Origin of the sequence: Corallococcus caeni (assembly GCF_036245865.1) — a bacterium.
Classification (GTDB): Bacteria; Myxococcota; Myxococcia; order Myxococcales; family Myxococcaceae; genus Corallococcus; species Corallococcus caeni.
In genome coordinates, this window is record NZ_BTTW01000002.1 from 109369 (window position 1) to 125783 (window position 16415).

A 16415-nucleotide genomic window follows, 5' to 3' on the forward strand; every position below is an offset into this window, starting at 1 on the left:
TCGCAGAGCCGTCACCCGGGCGCATCGGTCACTGGGAGGACCCTCCTCCCGATGACCGATGGGGCGGATCCGAACCGGAGGCCGCCTGGGGTCAGGCCGCGTCCGGCGGGCCGTGCCGCACCAGCTCCTCCACGGCGCCGCGCACGCGCGCCTCGTCGAAGGGCTTCTCCAGCAGCGGGTTGGGGATGCGCTCCAGGAACTCGCGCGCGCCGGAGGTGAAGGCGCCGCCGGACACGAAGACGAAGCGGCGCTCCAGGCCCGGGTATTCGCGCCGCACGGCCTCGTACACGTCGCGGCCGGCGAGGTCCGGCATCATCACGTCGCACAGCACCGCGTCGAAGCCCGGAGCGCGCGACATGCGCTCCAGCGCCTGGCGTCCGCTCGTGGCCACCTCCACGTCGTGGCCGCGCAACAGCCGCTGCAGCACGCGGCCCACCGCGGGCTCGTCGTCCACCACCAGCACGCGGCCTCGCGGCACCACGGGCGCGGCGGGCACGGGGGCCTCCGGCGGGCGGACGACGGGGTCGGGCCGCGGCGAGGGCAGCACCACGCGGAACGTGCTGCCCTGGCCCAGGGTGCTCTCCACGAGGATGTCGCCGCCCAGCCCGCTGATGATGCCGTGGCAGATGGACAGCCCCAGGCCGGTGCCCACGCCCACGGGCTTGGTGGTGAAGAACGGATCGAAGATGCGCCCCATCACCTCCGGCGCGATGCCGCTGCCCGTGTCGCGCACCTCCACCACCACCTGCTCGCCGGACGCGCGCGTGGCGAGCACGATTTCATGGTCGTGCGCGGAGCCCTCCGGGATGGCCTGCGCCGCGTTCACCACCAGGTTGAGGAACACCTGGCAGAGGCGGCCCTCGTTGGCCATCACCTGCGGCACGGTGCCGTACTCCCGGCGCAGCCGCGCGCGGTGGCGGATCTCATTGGCGGCCATCATCACCACCGAGTCCAGCACCGCGTGCACGTCCACCGGCGTCATGCGCTCTTCATCCGGCCGCGAGAACGTCTTCAGCTGGCGGACGATCTGGCGCACGCGCTCGGCGCCCTCGCACGCCTCGCCCAGCACCTCCTGCCACTCGGCCACGTCCGGCGGGCGCACGCCGCGCACGCCGGGGCCGGGGGACAGGTGTTGGCGGAACTCGTCCGACAGGAAGCCCAGGTTGGAGAGCACGAAGGCCAGCGGGTTGTTGATTTCATGCGCGATGCCCGCCGCGAGCGTGCCCACCGACGCCAGCCGGTCCGCCAGCGTCAGCCGCGCCTGGAGCTGGCGCTGCTCCGTCACGTCGCGCGCGATGGACACCACCGCGGGCTGGCCGTCGAAGCGCAGGGGCAGGCTGGCCAGCTCCACCACGCGCGTGCGCCCGTCGCGCAGCACCAGGCGCCGCTCGCTGGTGAGGGGCGTGCTGTCCACGGACGCCACGCCCGTGCCCGGCACGTCCGCCAGGAACTCCGACAGCCGGCGGCCCACCAGCTCCTCGGCGCGCGCGAAGCCCAGCGCGGTGACGAGCGCCGCGTTGGCGTAGACGATGTGGCCGTCGCGCTCGATGGCCGCCGGGTCGGGGAAGCCCTCCATCAGCGCGCGCAGGCTGGCCTCGGAGCGCTTCAGCGCCTCCTCCACCTGACGGCGCTCCGTGATGTCGCGCGCCAGGCCCTCCACCGCCACCACGCGGCCCGCGGAGTCCGTCACCGGCGCCACCACGTGCTCCAGCCACAGCAGGCTGCCGTCGGGGCGCAGGAAGCGCAGCTCCACCGTTGAGCCGTCCACGGACTGGGGCGACTCCAGCAGCCGCTCCAGCGCGGCCCGGTCATCCGGGTGCACCTGCCGGTACCACAGCTCCGGATCCGAGTAGTGCGCCTCCGGCCCCAGGCCCAGCTTGGCGTGCGCCACGCGGCTGACGTACGCGAAGCCGCGCGGTGCTTCACAGCGGTACAGGTACAGCACGTCCGACGCGTTCTCCGCGAGCTGGCGGAAGCGGTGCTCGTGCTCGCGCAGCGCCCGCTCGGACGCGCGGCGCTCCAGCGACACGGAGATGGCGCCGCTGGCCGCGGACAGCAGGTCCACCTCCAGCCGGTCCCACTCGCGCGCCTCGAAGCAGTTGTCGAAGCCCACGAACCCCACCAGCCGGCCCTGCACGCGCAGGGGCAGCACCAGCAGCGTGAGGATGCCCTGCGGCTCCAGCAGGTCCCGCTCGACGGCGGGGAAGGTGGCCACCCGCCCCGTGACGACCTCGCCGCGCTCCAGCAGGTTCACCCAGCGCCCCAGGATGGGCCGCATCGGGAGGTCCTGGAGCATCGGGTTGTCGATCTCCGCGGTCACGCCGGGCGCGCACCACTCGGCGCGCTGGCTGCACAGCAGCGCCCCCTTCGCGTCGGTGAACGTCTCGAAGACGTAGACGCGGCTGGCGCCGGAGGCCTGCCCCAGCGGCGCGAGCGCGGGGCCGTACAGGTCACCACCCTCCGGCACCGACAGCAGCCGCTGCTGCATGTCCACCAGGGCGGTGAGGTAGCGCTCGCGCCGGGCGAGCGCGTCACTCGTGCGCTTGCGCTCGGTGATGTTGTTGAGCGTGCCCGCCATGCCCACCAGCGCGCCGGTGTCGTCGAACGTCACCCGCGCGAAGACCTCCACCCAGCGGAAGCCGCCGTCGCGCGTGAGGTAGCGCACCTCGTGCTGGACGAACTCGCGCTCGCGCGTGAGCAGGGTCTTGCAGACCTCCAGCGTGCGCTCCCGGTCGTCCGGGTGCACGAAGTCCAGCGCGGAGCGGCCCAGGCTCTCCTCCACGGGGAAGCCCGTCACCTCGGTCCACGCGGGATTGAGGAAGACCCAGTTGCGCTCCGTGTCCGTCTGGAAGACGACCTCCTGGAGCGTGTCGATGACCTGCCGGAAGCGGCGCTCGGTGGGGGTGGTGCCGTCAGGCCGGGTGAACGGCATCTGCATGCTGGGGACTCGCGGTGGAAGAACTTGGCCGTGCGGGCGGAACGCCTGGGGACGCGGACGTGGACAGTCGAACGATTGAGGATCGCCGACATGCAGGCAAGGGGGCCTGCGGGAAGAGCGTGACGATGGAAAGCATTCCCTGTCCTTGAGGATGGAGTGGGCTCTGGCTTCTGTCTTCCTTTCTTCCCGGGAGGCGGCGATGACACCATGATGCGTGCGGAAAGCCTCGGCATGTCCGGCGTCACCTCTCCAGCCTCGGATGCCCGCGTGACGGACGGGGATGCCCCGCTCCTGTCAACGCGCGTCATGGACGCGGAAGGGGTTGTGCTCGTCGAGTGCACGGGCCGTGTGCCTTCATTCAACGCACAAGCCGCGGCGCACTTCGGCATCCCGGTTCCCCTCCACATCGAGCACGCCCGCCTGCCTGGGTGTGAATGGGTGCGCGCGGACGGCACACCGCTGCCGCCGGATGAGTCGCCCCTCGCGCGAGCGCTGGCGGGCGAAGCGGTGGACGCCTCCGTGTGGAACGTGCTGCGGCCGGATGGGACGCGCATCGCGCTGCGGTGCACGGCGGTGCCGGTGCGGGGCGCGGACGGGCAGGTCGCCGCGGCGCTCCTGCGCACGCATGCCTTGGACACGTTGCCCGTGGCGGTGCTGGATGCGTCGCGCCTGCTGGCGGAGGCCGGGGCGCTGCTGGGCACGTCGGTGGACGCGGAGGCGCGGCTGGAGCCGCTGCTCAAGCTGCTGGTGCCCTCGCTGGGGGACGGCGCGCTGCTCGTCCTCCGGGGCCCGGGTGGCGCGGGGCAGGAGGCCCTGCGGGTGGCGGCGTCGCTGCACGCGGACCCGGGCCGGCACGCGCTCCTGCGGGAGTTGCTCACGCGCTATCCGCTGGAGCCGCTCGTGCCGGGCGGGCTGCCCGGGGCGTTCGTGTCCGGGGCGGTGGGGCGGCTGCCCCTCCTGTCCGAGGAGCACGTCGCGGCCCTCGCGCTGGACGCGGAGCACGCGCGGCTGATGCGCGAGCTGGGGCCGCACGGCTGCCTGAGCGTGCCGCTGGGCGCGCGCGGCAACGTGCTGGGCGCGCTGCTGCTGCTGCGCTCCAACGGGCCGCGGGCCTTCGGCGCGGAGGAGGAGCACTTCCTCACGGAGCTGGCCCACCGCACCGCGCTCTACCTGGAGAACGCGCGGCTGTACCGCGAGGCGCGCGAGGCGGTGCGCCAGCGCGACGAGTTCCTGGGCATCGCGAGCCACGAGCTGAAGACGCCGCTCACGCCGCTGAGCCTCAAGGTGCAGCTGCTGCAGAAGCAGGTGGTGGTGCTGGCGCGCGAGGGCAAGGAGGTGCCCACCGAGCGCGTCGCCGAAGCGCTGGACGTGGTGCAGCGCCAGGTGCGCCGGCTGTCGGGGCTGGTGGACAACCTGCTGGACGTGTCGCGCATCACCGCGGGCCGGCTGCGGCTGGAGCTGGAGGAGCTGGACCTGGCGAGCGTGGCCGCGGAAATCCTCTACCGCTTCTCCCCCGCGGCGGCGCAGGCCGGCACGGAGCTGGGCCTGGAGGCGCCGGTGCCGGTGGTGGGCCGCTGGGACCGGCTGCGGCTGGAGCAGGTGGTGACGAACCTGGTGTCCAACGCGCTCAAGTACGGCGCGGGCCAGCCCGTCATCGTGGGCGTGGAGGCGCAGGGCTCACTGGCGCGGCTCACCGTGAAGGACCACGGCATCGGCATCGCGCCGGACGACCTGGCGCGCATCTTCGAGCGCTTCGAGCGCGCGGTGAGCGACCGGCACTACGGCGGCCTGGGCCTGGGGCTCTACATCACCCGCCAGATTGTCGAGGCGTTCGGCGGCACGGTGCGCGCCGTCAGCACGCCCGGGCAGGGCGCCACGTTCATCCTGGAGCTGCCCCGGGGCGACATCCCGGAGGAGTGGCTCAGCGCGCACGCGGCGCCGGGGCCGACCCAGGGCGAGTAGCCGCCAGTCCGCTCAGGCGACCTCCAGCACCGTCCACTCGCGCACCTCGCCCGCGAGCGTCACCTCCACCACGTCGCCGGCCTTCTTGCCCAGCAGGGCGCGGCCCACGGGCGAGCTGGGGGTGATGACGGAGAGGAAGCCGTCGCCCCCGGGGCCGGTGAGCTCGGTGCCCGCGCCGGCGGGGAGCACGAAGAAGGTGCGCTCGGCGAAGCCGTCCTCGTCCTCGGTGCTGCAGTCCACCAGGGCGCCCAGGCCCACGGGCCCCTGGCGCGGAAAGCGCGGCAGCTCCTTCTGGCCGAAGGCGGTCAGCGCCTGCAGCTCTTCTTGAAGGCGGCGGGCGCGCTGGGCCTGGCCCGTGGCGAGGCTGCCGTACTCGATGGCGGCGCGGCCGTCCTCCTTCTTCTCGGACTCCGTGGCGAGGCTGCGGGCGGCCTCGCGGGCGTCAGCCTCCGCGCGGTGGGCCAGCCGGTCGCTCTGCTGGAGCCGCTCGGCCAGTTGGTGGAGCAGGGTGTGCTTGTCGAGTCGCATGGGTATCGGTACAGGACTGTAGCGCCCGGTGCGAACGCCTCCAGTTTTCAGCCCGGCGGAGCCCCATGCTTTGATTGAATGGGACCCATGACGCCTCAGGAACGCTCGCAGAAGGCCCACGAACTCGTCGCGAAGGGCGCCGTGCTGCTGGACGTGCGCACCCCGGAGGAGTTCCAGCAGGGACACCCGGAAGTCGCCCGCAACATCCCCGTGCAGGTCCTGGCCCAGCGCCTCTCGGAGGTGGGCCCGGTGGGCACGTCCGTGGTGGTGTACTGCGCGGCGGGAGGCCGCAGCGCGGTGGCCGCGGAGCTCTTGCGCAAGGGCGGCTTCCCGGACGTGTTCGACCTGGGGTCGGTCAAGAACTGGTAGGCCCAACGGGTGAGCCCGCGCCGCCGGCCCACGTGACAGCGGGCCGGGTCTTGCGTCAGCGTGCGCGCTGAAAAGCGCCATGCAGACCCGCACCACCGGCTTCCTCCTCGTCGCCCTGTCCGGCGCCTCCTTTGGCGCGCTGGGCCTGTTCGCGCGCCTGGCCTACGCGGCGGGCACGGACATGCCCACGCTGCTGTTCCTGCGCTTCTCACTGGCGGGGCTGGTGCTCGCGGCCGTGATGGTCGCGAAGGGCGGCACGTGGCCCCGGGGCCGCGTGCTGGGTGGCCTGGTGCTGCTGGGCGCGGTGGGCTACTTCACGGAAGGCAGCGTCTACTTCATCGCGCTCCAGCACGCGTCCGCCGGGCTGGTGGCGCTCTTGCTCTACCTCTTCCCCGCGCTGGTGGCCGTCATCCAGGTGGCCCTGGGGCGTGAGCACCTGAGCCGTCCCCGCTGGCTCGCGGTGGGGCTGGCCCTGTGCGGCACGGCGCTCACGGTGGACCCGGGGCCGGACGCGAAGCCGCTGGGCATTGCCCTGGGCGTGCTGTCGGCGGTCATCTACGCGCTCTATGTCCTGTCCAGCGCGCGGGTGGCGGGGCCGGCGGGACCGCTCGCGGCGAGCACCGTCGTCCCGCTGTCCGCGGGGCTCGCCTTCGGGGCGCTGATGCTGGTGAAGGGCCCGTCCTTTCCCCAGACGTTGGGCGGCTGGGGTGCGGTGGCGGGCCTGTCGCTGCTGTCCACGGTGGTGGCGATGCTCACGTTCTTCGCGGGCCTCAAGCGCATTGGCCCGGTGAACACGTCGCTGCTCTCCACGCTGGAGCCGGTGATGGCGGTGGTGCTGGGCGCCATCTTCCTGGGTGAGCGGCTGTCGCTCCGGCAGGGCCTGGGCGGCCTGCTCATCCTCGTGGCGGTGGTGGTGCTGGCCCGGAATGACTCCGGCCGCCCGGAAGCTGGAGCGGCCGGAGCCTGAAGCGCGCGGGCTACAGGCGCTTGAGGAACTGGTGCACGTCGTGCACGAAGCGCTCCGGGCGCTCGGCGTGCGGCGCGTGGCCGGTCTCCGGATAGAGCAGGTACTTCGCGCCGGGGATGGCGCGGGCCAGGGCGCGCTGCTCGTCCACGGAGAAGAAGCCGTCATGGTCCCCGCCGATGATCAGCGTGGGCACGCGGATGCGGCCCAGGCGCGCGGAGTGGTCCTCCGCGATGAGCCCGTCCAGCGCGTCCTGCCACACGCGCGCGGGCAGCTTGGAGCTCTCCGAGACCAGGGTGTTCAGATAGGACTGGGGCACGGGCGCGTAGAAGGTGCTGGCCTGGAACTCGTAGATGAAGGCGGGGTCCACGGGGTCGGTCAGCGTGTCGACGACCTCCTTGAGGCCCAGGGCCACTTCATTGCCCGCCACGGTGGGCGCGGAGCCCACCAGCACCAGCGCCCTCACGCGGTGGGGGAAGTCCAGCGCCACCTGCTGCGCGATGAAGCTGCCCATGGAGTGGCCCACGAGCACGGCGCGCGAGACGTGCATCGCGTCCAGGAAGGCGACCACGTCCCGGGCGAACGCCTGCTGCGTGTAGCAGCACAGCGGACGGGTCGAATCACCGTGGCCGCGCTGGTCCAGCGCGTACACGTGGAAGTCGCGAGGGAAGCGCGGCAGGTCCAGGTCCCAGGTGTGGTGCGAGTCCGTATAGCCGTGCAGGAAGACGACGACGGGCCCGTCCTGACGGCCCTGCTCCACGTAGCGGAGCGTGACGCCGGTGGACAGCCGCACGGAGCCCTCACGTGCGTTGGCGCCACCCCCGCGGTCGGAGTCCTCCAGCGCGGCCGGAGCACTCACGAGGTCGGGCTCGGAACCCGAAGCCATGTCGGGTCCACAGCCGGCGAACAGCAGCACCGCGAGGAGGGCAGGAAGGAACCGCGTCATGCGTCAGGGCCTCTTTGGGATGGGACGCGGCGGGTAGGTCCGCCGCGGGGATACACGCCATCCTAAAGAGACCTCTGACATCCCATCCGAAAACCTGTCCTGACAGGTCGGAAACGACACCCGGAAGGGTCTGGCCCACCCCGGTCGGGGACGCCTAGTGGCAGGAGTACACCCGGGTGTCTTGGAGCCAATCCCGGCAGGTCACCATTCCTCCGCCGTAGTCATCCGCGCGATAGGTGCACTCCTCTTCACCGGCACAGGCGACGACACTCCCGTCGTTGCACTCGACGACCACCTGGCACGGGCCCTCGTAGCGCTCCGTGGCATAGGCCACCACGGGAACCAGCACGCCCAGCGCCAAGGCCACGCATGACACCAACGCCATCCACTTCATGGAGACGCTCCTCGCCCATGGGGCGCTATGAGGTTTTCCATGTTAGTCTGGTCTATCGGCTCCCGGCGCGTCAAACCCTGCTCAGGGCCGCCGCGCGAAGATGAACTCGCCCACGCCGCCCAGGCGCTGTTCGCGCTTGAGGATGCGGAAGCCGGCGGTCTCCACCAGCCGGAAGGTGTCCCGGTTGAGGCGGCAGCCGCCGGACAGCCGCCGCCACGCGGGTGTCAGCAGGTCCTGCGCGGTGGCGATGGCGCGGTGGGGCGCCCGCACGTGCTCCAGCAGGCGCAGCTCACCGCCCGGCCGCAGGACGCGCATCACCTCCGCGAGCGCCGTGGCCGGCGCGTCCACGCAGCAGAACACCAGGCTGGAGACCACCGCGTCGAAGGAGCCGTCCGTGAACGGCAGCGCCTGCGCGTCCGCCTGGAGCAGCGCCACGCCGCTTCTGCGCGCCCGCGCCCGCACCAGCGCCTCCAGGTCCACGTCCACCGCCGTCACCGACGCCACCGTGTCCGGATAGGCCGGCAGCGCCAGGCCCGTGCCCGCGCCCACCTCCAGCACCTTGCCGGAAAGCCCCTCCACCAGCTGCCGCCGGGCGGCGTTCAGCCCCGCCCAGCCCAGCGGCGCCATCAGCGCGTCGTACGCCAGTGCCCTCACGTGGAACCCCCCTCCCAGCGAATCGCGGACCTGCCCATGGACCCTGCTACCGCGCCGTCTCCACCCGGCCCTGCGGCGCGGACGGCTTCTGTGAGGAGGAGCTCGGCGCCTGCTTGCGCAAGAGGCCCCACAGTCCGTACACCACCAGCAGCAGGCTGCCGTACTGCGCCGGCGTCAGGCCGAAGTAGCGCGCGTCCACGTACGACAGGTCCGTGGCCCGCAGGAAGTCCAGGCTGAAGCGGGACGCGGCGTACAGGAGCGCCAGCAACGGCAAGAGCCGCCCCTTCATCTTCGGCAGGTCGCGCACCGCGTACAGCAGGGCCGTGAGCGCGAACAGCACGATGGCGTCGTAGAAGCCCAGGTCGTGCCGGTTGCCGTTGGGGAACTGCACCGCCAGGAAGAAGTCCGTCAGCTTGCCCGGGTGGTCGTGCACCGCGAAGCACCCCAGCCGCGCCACCGCCCAGCCCGGTGCCACGCCCAGCGCGAAGCTGTCCGCGTAGTCGTTGAAGCGCAGCTTCTTCACCCGGAAGAACACCACCGCCGCCACGATGCCGCCCAGAAGGCCGCCAAAGGACGACAGGCCGTCCCAGAACCGGAGGATCTGGAACGGGCTCTTGGACAGCTCCTCCGGGTGGTAGAAGAACAGGTGCACCCAGTGGCCGAAGAGCATGCCGGCCGCCACCCCCCACATCGCGAAGTCCGCCAGCGGGTTGGGATCCAACCCCTCGCGCTCCGCCTGCTTCGTCAGCAGCCGGGCAGCCAGGAGGATGCCCGCCGCCACGAAGACGTTGAAGGGGTTCAGCTCCAGGGGCCCCAGCTTGAACGAGGGGGCATGCCAATAGGGAATCAAGGGGGCTCCAGAAAGGCCAGGGACCCGCCCGGGCACTGGCCCGGAGGATGGAACGCGAACAATCGGCGCATCCCGGGCTTCCCTCCACCTCTTTTTCACCCCCACGCCCGCCGGATGCGCAAGCCCCACCCGGACGCCCTCCTGGGCCCCCGCCCCTCCTGCCTGCCCCTTCCCCACATCCGCTGGCGGACAGAGCCCGTGTGCGCCCCTCGCCATTGCCCTCGTCCCCCGGAGGGAATCCGTTGTGTTTCCAGAGGTTCGGGGAAGCCGAGCGAGGACCGAGACACCAGACAATGGGTGTCTATTACGGAAATCCCGTGATTTTTTGTCAGGGGGGCGCGGTCAAATCCCCCGGTTGGCCCCCAGCGCATGGGGAGAGGGGAGGGCAGGTGATGCAACGGCTCCGGGCGACGCCCGCGAGCCCGACCCACCGGATCCGAAGGGGCTTGTCAGGGTCCCCAGGTGGACGTGGTCGTACCGCAGGTGCTCTCCCTTCGGGGCCCGGCGCGGATAGGCGGTTCAAGGAGCACAGCCATGAAGTCTTTCCTGTTGGTACCCAAGGAGTCCATCGAGACGCAGGCCCGGCCCGGAGTGCGTGGCACGGCGCAGGGCGAGCGCGTCCTCAGCCGCAGCACCGCGCTGCGCTTCAGCGCCGGACAGAAGGCACCGGATGCCCTCACCGCCCTCGGCCTGCGGTCCGCGACGCTGCCCGGCGTGAAGCCCGCCGTCAGCGACCAGGAGCCCCGCGGCCGCAAGCGTGCCCGCGGCAAGAAGGCCAGCGACGTCGACGCCACGCCCATGCCCGGCGCTCCCGTGACGGAACAGTCCGGCACGGAGGAGGTCGGCAGCTACCGGTTCATGCCCCTCATCGGCGCCACCATGGCGCACTTCTACTCCCAGGACGCGGAGAAGGCGGCCCGGGGGGAGCTGGCGGCGGAGTTCGAGTTCATCCCGGACGTGGTGCCCCTGTCCTTCCCCGGCCCGGTGTCCGCCGGCCAGACGGGGCCGCGCAACCGTGGCATGAGCTCGCTCGCCACTCGCGAGTGGCCTGACGAGTCCGGTGTCCCCCTGGCGCACGCCCAGGGCATCCGGGGCGCGGGCGTGATGCTGGGCATCCTGGACACCGGCGTGGACGCGGACCACCCGGAGCACGCGAGCAAGACCATCCAGTTCCGCTACGTCTCGCTCTTCCCCAACTCGCCGCACAACCCGGCGCGCGACGTGCGCGGCTTCGACCCGGACGGCCACGGCACCCACGTGTGCGGCATCGCCGCGGGCGTGCACCACGGCGTCGCGCCGGAGGTGGACCTGTACGCCGCGTCCGTCATCGAATCGGAGACCATCCGCACCAGCCTGGGCCGCGTGGCCGCCGGCATGGAGTGGCTGCTCCACCAGTTCAGCCGCCCGGAGAACGCGTCACGTCCCGCCGTCGTCAACCTGTCGCTGGGCTTCCCGCTGCAGCCGCCCCCGGGCATCTCCGAGGCGGACTACCTGCTCAACCAGCGCGCCCTGCAGGCCATGCTGCGTCGGCTTCTGGACAGCAACATCCTGCCCATTGTCGCGGCGGGTAACAGTGGACCCGACACGGTTGGTTACCCAGCGGCCTTTCCCGAGGCGTTGGCTGTGGGGGCAGTCGACTTCGAGCGCAACGTGGCCACTTTCTCGGCCAGCGGCGCCGTGGGGCGGCGTGTCGTGCCTGATGTCATGGGCTACGGGGTGAACGTGTATTCGTCTACTGAACGCCGCTGCAACAATCAGGCGTTCTATGAACGAATGAGTGGCACGAGCATGGCGGCGCCTTATGTCGCGGGTATCGCTGCACTGTATCGTTGCCGTGCCCCTGACTTGACGGCATTGGAAGTGAGAGATTTGATTCTGGCCAATGCCATCAAGCTTCCTCGCTCGGCGAACCACCGGACGGGGAAGGGCCTGGCTGTTTTCAGGTGACGCGGTAGTTGCCGGGGCCGGTGCCACGTGAGCACCGGACCTGGGGAGGATGTGGCCATGCGCAGGAAGAATGGCGTGCCGGGCGAACCCCAAGACATATCGGCCCGGATGTCCTCCGTCGCCGCCGTGCGTCCGCTGCCTGGCAGCGGAGGCACGGTGCGCGCGTTGCCGGGCGCCGGTGGCCTGGAGCGTGACGCGCAGCCGAGCGGCGACATCGACGTCACGGTGATGCCCCGGGAGCCGGCCGCGCCGAAGCGTGCCGCCGCGTCCCCGCGGGCCCCCATGCGCTCGCGCGCGGAGCTCTACAAGGAGGGCCAGGCGGAGAACGCCCGCTTTCGCGAGAGCTTCATGCGCTGGCTGGAGGCACACCAGTTGGTGGGCGCCGTGCGCGCCATGAGCGAGCCGGGCGGTTCCCTGCCCATGCTGCACGTGAGGTGCGCCCCGCGCGTGCTGGACCAGCTGCGCCGTGCGCCGGAGTTCGAGGCGGGCACGATGATGCCGCTCGAGCAGCTGTACTAGTCCCGCTCCAACGCCTCCTGTCCCAGGCCCCGCTTCCCTTGTAACGGAAGGCGGCCCTCCGGCGGTCTATCCCGCCTTCGCGAAAGTCGGGCACCCACGCTGGGGGCGCCCACGCTGTCGCACCGGGAAGAAGCTTGCTCGCCGCGTTCACCCCTGTGGAACCGACGGCGGGGCTGCTTCTTCCTGATTAACCTAGAAACTCAGGATTGTAGCGGCCGGACGCCACTGAACGGCGGGACCAGTGTGCTGTCTGGGATTGGACGGTGTCAGTCAATCCGGCAGGCGTCCTCGAAGGACAGACGCGGGTTGCGCGGGAAGAGCTTCGCCGGGTCGCCGTAGCCCAGGTTGAGGAGGATGTTCGACTTCCAGCCGGTGCCCTGGAGGAAGGCCGCGTCCACCTTCGCCTTGTCGAAGCCGCCCATGGGGCCGCAGTCGAGCCCCAGCGCGCGCGCCGCGAGGATGACGTAGCCCGCCTGCAGGGAGCCGTTGAGGAAGGCCGCCTGCTCGCGCGCCTCCGGCGTCTGCCCGGCGAAGACGCTCTTCATGTCGCGCGACGGGAACAGCCTGGGCATCTGCTCGTGGAACGCGGTGTCGTACGCGACGATGGCCGTCACCGGCGCCTGCATCGTCTTGTCCACGTTGCCCGGGGACAGCGTGGGCTTGAGCCGCTCCTTGGCCTCGCGGCTCTTCACGAACACCAGGCGCACCGGCTGGCTGTTGACCGCGGTGGGCGCCATGCGCGCCAGCTCATAGATGCGGCGCAGCGTCTCCTCCGTCACCGGCCGGTCCTGCCAGCCGTTGTGCGTGCGCGCTTCCGTGAAGAGCCGCGCCAGCACCTCCGCGTCCAAGGCCGTGTTCGTCGTCGCCATGCGTGTCGTCCTCCGTTGCGAACACCCCATGGCTATCCGCGTCACTTTTATTTCGCAAGCAACTTCCAAAAAGTAAGTGCGTGCCGGGCGGAGGGGGCGGGCGCTATACTTCCGGGCGGAGGCGACACGATGCATGACGACCTGAGTCCGCTGTGCTCGCGGTTCCTGGCGGCGGCCGACCTGCTGGGCCGACGCTGGACGGGCGTCATCCTGCGCATCCTGATGGACGGGCCGTGCCGCTTCGGGGAGCTGACGGAGCGCATCGGCACCATCAGCGAGCGCGTCCTGTCGGAGCGGCTCAAGGACCTGGAGGCCGAAGGCATCCTCGAGCGCCACGTCGACCCGGGCCCGCCCATCCGCTCCGAGTACCGCCTGACGGAGAAGGGGCAGGCGTTCTGGAAGGTCATCGACGAATTGGGCAAGTGGGCGGAGCGCTGGGTGGACGTGAAGGCTCCGGCGCAGGCGCGCAAGGGCGTGGGCGCGAAGTCCACGCGGGCCGCGCCCCGGAAGCGCAAGAGCGCCTGACGTCCGGAGCGCGGTTGCAGCCTGGCGGCCTAGAAGTTGTGGCCGCCGTCCACGTCGATGGTGCGGCCGTTGAAGTAGTCGCACTCCACGATGAACTTCACGGCCACCCAGATGTCCTCCGGCTCGCCGATGCGGCCCACCGGGATGGCGGCCACCAGCGCGTCGCGGGCCTTCTGGTTCATCCCCTGCGTCATGGGCGTCTCAATCATGCCCGGCGCGATGGCGCCCACGCGGATGCCGAACGGCGCGAACTCGCGCGACCAGGTGACGGTGTTGGCGGCGAGTGCGGCCTTGGCGGACACGTAGTTGGACTGGCCGCGGTTGCCGTGCCGCGCGATGGACGACATGTTCACGATGACGCCGGGGCGCTGGTCCGTCTCCACCATCTTGGAGACGACCTCGCGCACCATCAGCGTGGCGCCGGTGAGGTTCACGCCGATGACGGCGTTCCAGTCCGCCGTGGACAGCTTCTTCACCTGGCCGGTGGTGCGGTCCTTCTTCACGAGCAGCGCGTCGCGCAGGATGCCCGCGTTGTTGATGAGGCCGTTGAGGCCGCCCATGGCGCCGTGCGCCCACTGCACGAAGTCCGTGACGTCCTGCTCGTTGGACACGTCCAGCTTGCGGCGGTGGATGCCCGCGGGCAGCGCCGCGAGCTTCTCCTCGTTGACGTCGCCAACGGCCACCTGGCCGCCCGCCTCGTGGATGCGCTGGGCGAAGTGCGCGCCCATGCCCTGCGCGCCACCCGTCACGATGATCTTCAGGTCCTTCAGCTGCATGTGCCTCTCCTTGGGCGTGTCCGAAAAACGCGCGCAGGGTACGCACACCGCGCGGGCCCTGGCCAGCGCCGCGGAGGCTGAAACCTGAATCAAGCTTCAACTTCTCATGAGGCCCGGACCCCCGACGCGGTGCGTTGGGGGCCGGGTGCTGGAACTAGAGGGCGTCCGAGATGACGGAGCCCAGCCGCTTCATGCCCTCGACGATGAGCTCGGGCGGGCGGTTGGAGTAGTTCAGCCGCATGAACTGCGGCTTCTGGTCGTTGGCGAAGAATGGCGCGCCGGGGACGAAGGCGACCTTCTGCTCCACGGCCAGGGGCAGGAGCTTCGCCGCGTCCAGCCCCCCGGGCAGCTCCACCCAGAGGAACATGCCGCCGTCCGGCCGGGTCCACTGGGTGCCCTGGGGCATGTGGGCCTTGAGCGCGTCCAGCATCGCGTTGGCGCGCTGGGCGTAGATGGGCATCAGCGCCTGGATGTGGCCCGCGTAGTCGAACGTCTCCAGCAGCCGCGCCGTGGCGCGCTGGGCGAGCGTGGCGGTGTGCAGGTCCGTGGCCTGCTTCGCGATGGTCATCGGCTTGAGCAGCGCCTTGGGGCCCGTCACCCAGCCCAGGCGCAGGCCGGGGGCCAGCGTCTTGGAGAAGGTGGACAGGGACAGCACCACGCCCTGGTCGTCCAGCGACGCCAGCGACGGCAGGTGCACGCCCTTGAAGCGCAGCTCGCCATACGGGTCGTCCTCCAGGATGACGAAGCGGTGCTCCTGGGCCAGCCGCACCAGCGCCTTGCGGCGCTCCAGGGACAGGGTGGTGCCCTTGGGGTTCTGGAAGTTGGGGATGACGTAGAGCAGCTTCGGCTGGCGCTTCTTCAGCAGGGCCGCCAGGTCGTCCGTGTCCATGCCCGCGTCGTCGCTGCGCACGGTGGCGAACTCCACCTCGTAGCCGCCGAAGGTCTGCAGCGCCGCCAGGTAGCTGGGGTCCTCCACGACCACCAGGTCACCCGGGTCGAGGAGGATCTTCCCCGCCAGGTCCAGGCCCTGCTGCGAGCCGCTGGTGATGAGCACCTGGTCCGCGTGGACGTTCTGGCCCTTGCGGGCCAGGTGCCCGGCGATCCACTCGCGCAAGGGGGCGAAGCCCTCCGTGGTGCTGTACTGGAGCGCGGAGCGCCCGTCCGCGTCGCTGGCGAAGGTCTCCGCGAACGCCTTGGCGATGGCGTCCTTCGGGAAGAGCTCCGGGGCGGGCAGGCCGCCGGCGAAGGACAGGATGTCCGGGCGCTCGGCGATCTTGAGGATCTCCCGCACCGCGGACGTCTTCATCCGGGACATGCGCTGGGACAGCCGGTAGGCCGGAGGAGGGGGCAGGGGTGCACTCATAGCGTCCGCGCTCATGTTCATTCTCCGTTCAACAGCTCATCGGGGACACGCACGTGCGTGTCTTCCTTCAAGGTCGACAGGACGATGGTGGTGCTCGTGCGGGTCACACCTGGAATGGTGCGCAGCGTCTCCACGAGCAGCGAGTCCAGCGTCCGCGTATTCGCGGTCTTCACCTTCAAGACGTACGAGTCCTGCCCCGCGACCCGGTGGGCCTCCAGCACGTCCTCCAGCTCGGCCACCTTCCGCGCGAAGCCCTCGAAGTGCTTGGGGTGCTCGATGCTCACCCCGATGAAGGCGGTGATGTCCTTGCCCAGCTGCGTCGCGTCCACGCGCGCCGTGTAGCCGGTGATGACGCCCTTCTCCTCCAGCTTGCGGATGCGCTCCGCCACCGCCGGCTGGGACAGCTTCACCCCACGTGACAGCTCCAGCTGCGTGGCCCGGCCATCGCGCTGAAGCATGTCCACGATGCGATAATCCAGGGCGTCCATGGGGCTTTAGACCTTATTTTTATAAGCGGTCTTGGCGGTCGACGGTGAAGTTATATGCATCCGACCCGGAGTGCAAGTCCGTTTGCATGCAAAGTGGTTGGTGCCGCCGGAGGGGCCTCCGCCCGACCTCCGGAGTCCCCCGGCAGGCAGGCGAAAGGTGGTGCTGGAGGGGTCGCCAGGGAGTGCTCCCGCGAGCGAAAGGGGGGCGTGGTGGACACTTCCGCGCTCACGGCCCGGCGCTGTCACGGCAGGTGTTTGACGCCGCGCGTCCGTGTCTGTCTTTGACGCAAGGAGCCATCCATCCGCTTTTGACAGGGCGGTCG

General features: G+C 70.8%; 16 protein-coding genes. 6 read left to right on the plus strand and 10 right to left on the minus strand.

Annotated features, from left to right (window positions below; all coding sequences use genetic code 11):
• Positions 1-91: 91 nt before the first annotated feature.
• Complete coding sequence (locus tag AABA78_RS08460) at positions 92-2938, minus strand: PAS domain S-box protein (protein ID WP_338262473.1); 2847 nt, start codon at positions 2936-2938, stop codon at positions 92-94.
• Positions 2939-3145: 207 nt separating this feature from the next.
• Between AABA78_RS08460 and AABA78_RS08465 the strand changes: the two genes are divergently transcribed.
• Entirely contained in the window at positions 3146-4900 is a 1755-nt protein-coding gene (locus AABA78_RS08465) for a sensor histidine kinase (protein WP_338262474.1), read from the plus strand.
• A 12-nt stretch (positions 4901-4912) separates the two neighbouring features.
• Here the strand turns inward: AABA78_RS08465 and AABA78_RS08470 are convergent, their stop codons facing one another.
• The gene (locus AABA78_RS08470) at positions 4913-5428 is read right to left on the minus strand and encodes a GreA/GreB family elongation factor (RefSeq protein ID WP_171412609.1); all 516 of its coding nucleotides are present in this window, start codon (positions 5426-5428) and stop codon (positions 4913-4915) included.
• Positions 5429-5515: 87 nt separating this feature from the next.
• Between AABA78_RS08470 and AABA78_RS08475 the strand changes: the two genes are divergently transcribed.
• Both AABA78_RS08475 and AABA78_RS08480 read left to right on the plus strand, forming a co-directional pair.
• Positions 5516-5797 (plus strand): rhodanese-like domain-containing protein, encoded by a 282-nt coding sequence (locus AABA78_RS08475; RefSeq protein WP_120526937.1) that lies wholly within the window; start codon positions 5516-5518, stop codon positions 5795-5797.
• A 79-nt stretch (positions 5798-5876) separates the two neighbouring features.
• Entirely contained in the window at positions 5877-6764 is an 888-nt protein-coding gene (locus AABA78_RS08480; protein ID WP_338262475.1) for a DMT family transporter, read from the plus strand.
• 10 nt (positions 6765-6774) lie between these two features.
• Here the strand turns inward: AABA78_RS08480 and AABA78_RS08485 are convergent, their stop codons facing one another.
• The 4 genes from AABA78_RS08485 to AABA78_RS08500 form a co-directional block, all read right to left on the minus strand.
• Positions 6775-7707 (minus strand): alpha/beta fold hydrolase, encoded by a 933-nt coding sequence (locus tag AABA78_RS08485; RefSeq protein ID WP_338262476.1) that lies wholly within the window; start codon positions 7705-7707, stop codon positions 6775-6777.
• A 154-nt stretch (positions 7708-7861) separates the two neighbouring features.
• Positions 7862-8101 carry a hypothetical protein gene (locus AABA78_RS08490; RefSeq protein WP_338262477.1) on the minus strand — a complete coding sequence of 80 codons (240 nt, stop codon included), beginning with the start codon at positions 8099-8101 and terminating at the stop codon, positions 7862-7864.
• Positions 8102-8182: 81 nt separating this feature from the next.
• Positions 8183-8755: a class I SAM-dependent methyltransferase gene (locus AABA78_RS08495; RefSeq protein WP_338262478.1), complete on the minus strand. Its 573-nt coding sequence runs from the start codon at positions 8753-8755 to the stop codon at positions 8183-8185.
• Between the two features lie 46 nt (positions 8756-8801).
• Entirely contained in the window at positions 8802-9605 is an 804-nt protein-coding gene (locus tag AABA78_RS08500) for a prolipoprotein diacylglyceryl transferase (protein WP_338262479.1), read from the minus strand.
• 534 nt (positions 9606-10139) lie between these two features.
• Here AABA78_RS08500 and popC point away from each other — a divergent pair.
• Positions 10140-11552 carry a subtilisin-like protease PopC gene (gene popC / locus AABA78_RS08505; protein ID WP_171421347.1) on the plus strand — a complete coding sequence of 471 codons (1413 nt, stop codon included), beginning with the start codon at positions 10140-10142 and terminating at the stop codon, positions 11550-11552.
• A gap of 57 nt (positions 11553-11609) precedes the next feature.
• The gene (popD, locus tag AABA78_RS08510) at positions 11610-12071 is read left to right on the plus strand and encodes a PopC secretion inhibitor PopD (RefSeq protein WP_338262480.1); all 462 of its coding nucleotides are present in this window, start codon (positions 11610-11612) and stop codon (positions 12069-12071) included.
• 266 nt (positions 12072-12337) lie between these two features.
• Here popD and AABA78_RS08515 read toward each other — a convergent pair whose 3' ends face one another.
• Positions 12338-12940 carry a malonic semialdehyde reductase gene (locus tag AABA78_RS08515; protein WP_338262481.1) on the minus strand — a complete coding sequence of 201 codons (603 nt, stop codon included), beginning with the start codon at positions 12938-12940 and terminating at the stop codon, positions 12338-12340.
• A 129-nt stretch (positions 12941-13069) separates the two neighbouring features.
• Between AABA78_RS08515 and AABA78_RS08520 the strand changes: the two genes are divergently transcribed.
• A complete protein-coding gene (locus AABA78_RS08520) occupies positions 13070-13465 on the plus strand; it encodes a winged helix-turn-helix transcriptional regulator (RefSeq protein ID WP_338262482.1) in 396 nt (131 codons plus the stop codon).
• Between the two features lie 29 nt (positions 13466-13494).
• On the opposite strand, the gene AABA78_RS08525 is transcribed toward AABA78_RS08520, so the two are convergent.
• The 3 genes from AABA78_RS08525 to AABA78_RS08535 form a co-directional block, all read right to left on the minus strand.
• On the minus strand, positions 13495-14241 hold the full coding sequence (locus AABA78_RS08525) for an SDR family oxidoreductase (RefSeq protein ID WP_120529762.1): 747 nt from the start codon (positions 14239-14241) through the stop codon (positions 13495-13497).
• Between the two features lie 154 nt (positions 14242-14395).
• Complete coding sequence (locus tag AABA78_RS08530) at positions 14396-15619, minus strand: aminotransferase-like domain-containing protein (RefSeq protein ID WP_171421343.1); 1224 nt, start codon at positions 15617-15619, stop codon at positions 14396-14398.
• Between the two features lie 2 nt (positions 15620-15621).
• Entirely contained in the window at positions 15622-16092 is a 471-nt protein-coding gene (locus tag AABA78_RS08535; protein ID WP_120529763.1) for an Lrp/AsnC family transcriptional regulator, read from the minus strand.
• Positions 16093-16415: the final 323 nt, after the last annotated feature.

Coding starts and splice junctions, on each gene's coding strand:
- AABA78_RS08460 (WP_338262473.1), bottom strand. CDS start 2,938: ATGCAGATGCCGTTCACCCGGCCTGACGGCACCACCCCCACCGAGCGC.
- AABA78_RS08465 (WP_338262474.1), top strand. CDS start 3,146: ATGATGCGTGCGGAAAGCCTCGGCATGTCCGGCGTCACCTCTCCAGCC.
- AABA78_RS08470 (WP_171412609.1), bottom strand. CDS start 5,428: ATGCGACTCGACAAGCACACCCTGCTCCACCAACTGGCCGAGCGGCTC.
- AABA78_RS08475 (WP_120526937.1), top strand. CDS start 5,516: ATGACGCCTCAGGAACGCTCGCAGAAGGCCCACGAACTCGTCGCGAAG.
- AABA78_RS08480 (WP_338262475.1), top strand. CDS start 5,877: ATGCAGACCCGCACCACCGGCTTCCTCCTCGTCGCCCTGTCCGGCGCC.
- AABA78_RS08485 (WP_338262476.1), bottom strand. CDS start 7,707: ATGACGCGGTTCCTTCCTGCCCTCCTCGCGGTGCTGCTGTTCGCCGGC.
- AABA78_RS08490 (WP_338262477.1), bottom strand. CDS start 8,101: ATGAAGTGGATGGCGTTGGTGTCATGCGTGGCCTTGGCGCTGGGCGTG.
- popC (WP_171421347.1), top strand. CDS start 10,140: ATGAAGTCTTTCCTGTTGGTACCCAAGGAGTCCATCGAGACGCAGGCC.
- popD (WP_338262480.1), top strand. CDS start 11,610: ATGCGCAGGAAGAATGGCGTGCCGGGCGAACCCCAAGACATATCGGCC.
- AABA78_RS08515 (WP_338262481.1), bottom strand. CDS start 12,940: ATGGCGACGACGAACACGGCCTTGGACGCGGAGGTGCTGGCGCGGCTC.
- AABA78_RS08520 (WP_338262482.1), top strand. CDS start 13,070: ATGCATGACGACCTGAGTCCGCTGTGCTCGCGGTTCCTGGCGGCGGCC.
- AABA78_RS08525 (WP_120529762.1), bottom strand. CDS start 14,241: ATGCAGCTGAAGGACCTGAAGATCATCGTGACGGGTGGCGCGCAGGGC.
- AABA78_RS08530 (WP_171421343.1), bottom strand. CDS start 15,619: ATGAGCGCGGACGCTATGAGTGCACCCCTGCCCCCTCCTCCGGCCTAC.
- AABA78_RS08535 (WP_120529763.1), bottom strand. CDS start 16,092: ATGGACGCCCTGGATTATCGCATCGTGGACATGCTTCAGCGCGATGGC.